Source organism: Methylobacterium sp. AC315 (assembly GCF_979253755.1).
Genome location: NZ_CEEDEA010000027.1, coordinates 46,314 through 53,340, shown reverse-complemented (window position 1 = coordinate 53,340; position 7,027 = coordinate 46,314). Strand labels below are relative to the sequence as shown.

General features: G+C 72.4%; 2 protein-coding genes. Both read right to left on the bottom strand.

Annotated features, from left to right (window positions below; all coding sequences use genetic code 11):
• Nucleotides 1–176 precede the first annotated feature (176 nt).
• Entirely contained in the window at nucleotides 177–5,096 is a 4,920-nt protein-coding gene (locus AC0IY0_RS25750; RefSeq protein WP_471766108.1) for a malto-oligosyltrehalose synthase, read from the bottom strand.
• Complete coding sequence (treZ, locus tag AC0IY0_RS25745) at nucleotides 5,093–6,898, bottom strand: malto-oligosyltrehalose trehalohydrolase (RefSeq protein ID WP_419828459.1); 1,806 nt, start codon at nucleotides 6,896–6,898, stop codon at nucleotides 5,093–5,095. The genes AC0IY0_RS25750 and treZ overlap by 4 nt, the downstream gene beginning before the upstream one ends.
• Nucleotides 6,899–7,027: the final 129 nt, after the last annotated feature.

Below are 7,027 nucleotides of genomic sequence, written 5' to 3'. Positions count from 1 at the left end.
GCTTTCCGGAAACGGCGCTCCCATCTCCCGACCCCTGCTGACGCAGGGGCCACCCGCCCCCGCAGAGGGGGCGGGAGACGCGCTTGAGGTCAGTCTTGGCCCACATCCACCAGCCAATGTGTGAACATCGTAGCCGGCAGAGGGGGGCGGGAGATCCGCCGATCCGGCCGCGTCCCTCACGGCTCCCGCCGCAGGACCGCGTAGGGCAGGTCGCGCAGGAGCTGGCCGAGATCGGCCCCCTCCCCTCCGGTCTCTACGATCCGCCCCGAGACGAGGTCGCGCCAGATTGTGCCCGCCCCGAGATCGACCCGGGTGCCGGCGAACGCCTCGCCCGACCAGACCGCCTCGCCGACGATGCCGGCGAACAGGCGCGGCACCGCCACGAACAGGTCGCCGCCCTCCTCGCCCGGGTCGGTCCGCCGGTAGGCGATCACGTGGGCCGCCCGGACGCCCCTGGCCTCGACCGGCTCGTAGGCCGCGCTGGCGTAGAAGGCCGGCCGCTCGGCCCGCTCGGCGAGCAGGCGCGCCAGGGTCGCCTGCTTGACCCGCCCGTCCGGCCAGTGCGGCAGCAGGTCGGCCGGTGCGCCGCCCTGCTCGAGCATGCGCTCGAGGGCCGGGTAATCCACCGGGCGGCGGTTGTCGGGATCGACGAACGAAAAGTCCCAGACCTCCGTGCCCTGGTAGGTGTCGGGCAGCCCCGGCAGGGTGCATTTCAGGACCGTGCGGCCCAGCCCCGCCAGCATGCCGAGATGGGCGAGCCGCCGGGCGAAGGGGCGCAGCTCGCGCAGGAAGTCCGAGCCCGGGGCGATCAGCGCCGAGAACAGCTTCTTGACCGCGCCCTCGTAGACCTCGTCGACGTTGACCCAGCTCGACCGGCGCTTGCCCTCGCGCATGGCCTTCTCGCCGTAGGCGATCAGCCGGTCGCGGAAGTCTTCGATCGCCGCCGTCTCGTCCCGCTCCAGCAGTTCCAGCGGCCAGGCGCCGAGGATCGCCTGGAAGAACATCCACTGGTCGTTGGCATCCGGGGCCGGCTCGCCGTCGATCCGGGCGAGGTGCGGCCCGGCGGTGCGCTGCCACAGGTCCCAGGCGCCGGCCCAGCCCTCCGGGATCTCGGAGAGCGCAAGCATCCGGGTCCGGGCATCCTCGCCGCGCTTGGTGTCGTGGGTCGCCGTGGTGATCATGGCGTTCGGCCAGTCGCGGGCGCGGGCGATCTGGAGGTCGTGAAAATGCTCGGCGTCGATGCCGTACTCGCCCGGATCGCCGCCGACCTCGTTGAGGCCGAGCAGGCAGGCGTACCGGTAGAACAGCGTGTCCTCCAGGCTCTTGGCCATGACCGGGCCGGTGAGCTGCTGGAACCGCCGGCGGAAGCGCAGCGCCACCCGCGGGTCCGGGCGGCCCGGCCCCGTGGTCTCGATCCGCCCGAGCAGCACGTCGGCGGCGAAATCGTGCACCGAGCGGTCCGGCAGGCTCGACCAGCGCTTGGCCTTGGCGACCGCGCCCTCGATCAGCCGCACGTCCTCGGGCTCGACCTCGCCCTCCTCCAGCTCCGGCGGCAGGTAGCTGCGATAGGTCGGGAAGCGGGCGATGATCTCGATCAGCGCCCGGCGCAGGGCGTTGACGGTGAAGTCGCGGGTGCGCCGGTCGGCATCGGCCACCTCCTTGAGATCGGAGGTCAGCACTTCCAGCTCGCTGGCGAAGCTAATCTCCAGGATCTCGGCCTTGGCGGCCCGGAGCTGGAACCCGTAGGGCTCGTCGAAGCCCGAAGCCCATTCGTACAGGCGCCGGACCTTCCCCTGCCGCTCCTTGTCCACCAGGATGCCGTCGAGCTGGTTGAGCACGTCGTAGCCCGTGGTCCCGGCCACCGGCCAGGGCCGCAGCCGCTCGCCGGGCTCCAGGATCTTCTCCACCACCACGTAGAAGCCCGGGCCGACGGCGGCCTGGAGCGCGCGGGCGTAGCCCAGCGGGTCGGCGAGCCCGTCGATGTGGTCGATGCGCAACCCGTCGATCCGGCCCTCGCGGATGTGCCGGAACACGGTCTCGTGCGAGCGGTGGAAGATGTCGGACAACTCCACCCGCAGGCCCGCCAGCGAGTTCACGTCGAAGAACCGCCGGTAGTTGATGTCGCTCGAGGCCACCCGCCAATGGGCCAGCCGGTAGGCCTGGGCCTCCAGGAGCCGGTGCAGCGGCCCGAAGCTGTCCGGGCGGCCCTTGAAGCCGTTGAGCAGCGCCAGGGTGCTGGCGGTGGCCTCCTGGATCAGGGGCGAGACGCCGTAGATCTCGGCGAGCCGGCGCTTGAGCCCCTCGGCCTCCTCCGGGAAGCCCGTCCGGCGGGTCTCGTCGGCGTCGATCGCCATGGCGCGCAGGCGCTCGGAGATGGCGAGCAGCTCCGCGGTGGTGTCGTCGTCCACCGCGCCGATGGCGGCGATCACCCGGTTGAGGATGGTCGGATAGCTCAAGGGGCGGATCGGCAGCTGGTGCTCGTAGTGCCAGACGCTGAAGGCGCCGGCCTCGGGATCGAACTTCAGCTCCAGCGTGCCCTGCTCCAGGGCCTCGCCGTAGCGCTCGCCCAGGAACGGGATCACCAGGTTGCGGCCGGCGCCGAGGCGCTGCCAGTCGATGTCGAACGCGTCCGCGAAGGGCGACAGGGAGCCCCATTCGAGCACCGAGAGCCACCACGGGTTGTCGGAGCCGCCGACGCCCATGTGGTTCGGGACGATGTCCAGCAGCAGCTTCAGCCCGTGCCCGTGCAGGGTCTCGGAGAGCCGGACGAAATCCGCCTCGCCGCCGAGCTCCGGGTTGATCGCGCCGTGATCGACGATGTCGTAGCCGTGGGTCGAGCCCGGCCGCGCCTTCTGGAGCGGCGAGGCGTAGACGTGGCTGATCCCGAGCTTCTTGAGATACGGGACAATCCGCTCCGCGTCCGCGAAGGTGAAGTCCTTGTGGAACTGCAGCCGGTAGGTCGATTGCGGCGGCGGCACGGCCAGCCGGGCGGAGCCCGAGCGCGGGCCCCGGGACTCGGCCGAGAGCGAGGCCGCCAGCTTGGCGAGCGGTCCCCCGGGGGCGGCGATGTCCACGAGGTCCCGGTCGAGCTTGCGCCGCCAGTTCGGATAGCCCTCGGTGGAGCCCGGCACGTTGGCCTGGGCCAGTTCCGAGACCACGTCCTCGTACTGCACGGCGGTCAGCATCGAGGGGGCGCGGGCGAGGTAGCGGGCGGCGGCCTCGAACGGCGCGGCCTCGGGGGGCTCGGCCGTCGGCAGGAGCTGCTCCCCGGCCAGCGCCTCGGTGAGGCGGCGGCGCTCGACCACCCGCTCGCCGCGCTCGGCCTCGGCGCGATCCTGATCGTACAGGCCCAGCGACTGGCGGGTGTCGGTGTCGACCCCGCGCCACCAGCCGACGAAGGTCGGCAGGTCGTGGGTGGTGATGGCGGTGAGCGCGTCGCGCGGGTAGGCGGACGGGGCCTTGAACCGGCCGTCCCCTTCCCGCTCGAAGGCCAGGATCCGGTAGCTGAGCACGCCGGCCCGCATCAGGGCGTCGGAAAAACCCTCGGGCGCGGTGCCGAGATCCTCGGCGATGACCAGGCACTTGTTGCGGTGGCTCTCCAGCCGCAGCACCGCCAGCATCGGCTCGAACGGCATCGCCACGTAGGCGCCGGCATGGGCGCCGGCCCCGAGCGGGATCAGGAACAGCCTTGCGAGCTGGAAGGCGTGGTCGATCCGGATCGCGCCGGCATGGCGCATGTTGGCCTGGACCAGGGCCCGGAACGCCGCGAGGCCGTCCCGCTCCATCTCCAGCGGGTCGAAGGCGGGCAGGCCCCAGTTCTGGCCCTTGGGGGCGAGCAGGTCCGGGGGCGCGCCGATCGAAACCCGGTCGGCGAAGCGCTCGGGATGGGACCAGATCTCGGAGCCGCCCCGGTCGGCGCCCACCGCGAGGTCGCGGTAGAGCCCGACCCGCATGCCGGCCGTGAGCGCCGTCGCGGAGGCCGCCGCGAGCTGGCGGTCGGCGAGGTATTGCAGCCACGCGTGGTAGCCCACCGCCTCGGCCTTCTCGGCCGCGAAGGCCACCACCGCCTCGGTGCCGGCGCGGCGGTACTCCTCCGGCCAGTCGCCCAGCCAATGGGCGCCCTGCTGCCGGAAATGCTCGGACAGGGCCTCGAACACCGCGTGGGCGGCGAGGTCGACGCCGCCCTCCTGGCGGAAGCGCTCGAAGTCCGCGTCGGTGCCGGCCCGGGCCGGGGATTCGAGCCAGAGGGCGCGCAGCACCGGGTCGAGCACGTCGGCCACGCCCTGGTGATCGACGAGCGCGGCCTCGCGCAGGGCCGTGATCGCGTCGGCGCGCTCGGCGAGCAGCGCCTCGGCCCGGGAGCCGGCGAGCCCCGGCAGGCTGCGCGGCGCGATGAACAGCGTCTCGAGGAACAGCCGCGAGGACGGCGAGTAGGGCGAGATCTTGGTCCGGTCGGAGCCGAACAGGGCGTGGACCGGGCTGAGCCCCAAGAACGCCGCCCCGCGCAACGCCGCCTCGCGGGCGGCCTCGCCGGCATCCGCGTAGGTGCCGATGCCGATGTTGGTGGCCGAGCGCAGGCCGTAGAGCTGGGCGGCCATGCCCCAGTCGGAGGCGCCCTCCTCCGTGTAGGGCCGCGGGCGCCAGCAGCGCTGGGGCGCGGCGATCACCCAGGATTCGGCCCGGATCCGGCCGGCCTGGACGGTGAGCCGGTGGTAGCCCGGGGTCAGCGGCGGCAGCTCGAAGCCCGCACCCTGGCCCGGCTCCGCCCCCTGCAGGTTGGCCCGGCCCTCGCGGGCGGCGCCGCGCTCGTCCACCAAGCGCCAGACCAGCGTATGCGGGGATCCGTCAGCGACGCGGACCGGCACCCGGGCGGCGCGGCGCGCCTCCACGGGCAGGAGCGGCGGGACCAGGCCGCCGCGCAGGGCCTCGACCTGGGCCAGGCTCTCGCCGATGCCGGCCTCGTCCTCGACCGCGAAGCCGAGCGCCGCCAGCAGGCCGCGCCGGACCTCCAGGGAGGTCTCCACCGGCTTGCCGAAGGCGTCGGTGTATCCGGAGGCGACGCCGACGAGGTCGGCGAGTTTTTCGAGGGGGCTCACGAGCGGGGCTCCGTCAGGAACAGGCCGGTCCAGGCGGGCAGGTCCCGTCCGGTCTTGTCGGGGGCGTTGGTCCAGACCACCCGGGCGCCGCCCGGATCCACCGCGAAGGCCTCTGTGCCGACATTGGCCACGAACCGCAGGGTGCCGGCACCGAACCGCCAGGTGCAGTCGACCACGTCGGCGCGCGGCAGGGTGGCGGCGGCGCCCTGGTAGCCGGATTTCGCCAGCGGCACCACGACCTCCCGCCGCAGGCCCAGCAGGCGCGTGGTCTCGGCCAGCACCTCCCGGTGCGGCGAGCGCGCCCGCTCGGACCAGTCGAGCTTGGAGGCCGCGAAGGTCTCGTGCTCGGTGGGATCCGGGATCTTCGAGGTGTCGTCGGCGAACGCGGCGAAGCTCTTGAACTCCCGGCGGCGGCCCTCGCGCACCGCCGTGTTCAGGTCTTCGTCCGGGGCGAAGTCGACGAAGAACAGGAACGGCGTCGAGGCCGACCATTCCTCGCCCATCCAGAGCATCGGGATCTGCGGCGCCAGCAGGAACCCGGCCCGGGCGAGGTCGAGTTTCGCGGGGTCGGCCAGATGCGACAGCCGCTCGCCGAGCGCCCGGTTCCCGACCTGGTCGTGGTTCTGCAGGAAGGTCACGAAGGCCGACGGCGGCAGGTGCGCCGAGGGCTCGCCGCGCGGATGGTTGTCGAGGGTGGCGAACGGCTCGCCCTGATACGCAAACCCCTCCGCTAGGCAGCGGGCCAGGCGCGCGACGGGTTTGTCGGCAAAGCTCTGGTAATAGCCGGCGTCCTCACCGGTGAGCAGCACGTGCCAGCAATGGTGCAGGTCGTCGGCCCATTGCGCGTCGTGCATCTTCGGCCGCCCGGCGCCGTCGCGCTCGAGCCAGCGCGCCTGGTTGGCCTCGTTCTCGAGCATCAGGTGGATGTCGCGGTCCGGGAAGGTCTTGCGGACCGTCTCACCGAGCTCGGCCAAAAAATGGCGCGGCGAATCGTCGAGGATGGCGTGGACGGCGTCGAAGCGCAGGCCGTCGAAATGGTATTCCTCCAGCCAGTACAGGGTGTTCTGGATGAAGAACTGCCGCACGGTGGCGCCGCTCTCCTTGCCGTCGAAGTTGATGCCGGCGCCCCACGGGGTCTGGTGGCGCTCGGTGAAGAAGGTCTTGGCGTAGGCGTGCAGGTAATTCCCGGCCGGCCCGAAATGGTTGTAGACCGCGTCGAGGTAGACCATCAGCCCGAGCCCGTGGGCGGCGTCGATCAGGCCCTTGAGGTCGTCCGGGCGGCCATAGGCGCCGTCGGGGGCGTAGGGCAGGACCCCGTCGTAGCCCCAGTTGCGCGAGCCCTTGAAGTCGGCGAGCGGCAGCAGCTCGATCGCGGTGACGCCGAGCGCCTTGAGATCGGGCAGGCGCGCCTGCAGGGCGGCATAGGTGCCCTCCGGGGTCGCGGTGCCGACATGGCACTCGTAGATCACCGCCTCCTCGAACGGACGCCCGGTCCAGGCCTCGTCCGTCCACGCGAAGGCGCGCGGATCGATGACCTCGCTGAGGCCCGAGACGTCGTCCGGCTGGAAGCGCGAGGCCGGGTCCGGCGCCACGAGGTCGCCGTCGACCCGGAATCCGTAACGGGCGCCGGGCTTCACCCCGGGCAGGGCGGTGCGCCGCCAGCCGCCGCCGGATTCCGGCAACGGATGCGCGACGCCGTCGACGACGAGTTCGACGCTCTGGGCGGTCGGGGCCCAGAGCGCGAAGCGCACGCCGCCCCCCACCATCTCGGCTCCGAAATCCATGCTGTGGGCGCGCCGCATCGGGCCACGGTCCTCGTCGTTGGCCGTGCGTCCCGAGGGACAAGCGCGGCAGGGATCATTGTCGTGGGAGAAGGCCCCGCACACGATCCGGTTCCCGCAGCGCAGCTATGGCGACGTGATGAGACGGCC

Excerpts from the sequence above, each read along its gene's own strand:
- treZ (WP_419828459.1), bottom strand. The coding sequence starts at position 6,898 with ATGCGGCGCGCCCACAGCATGGATTTCGGAGCCGAGATGGTGGGGGGC.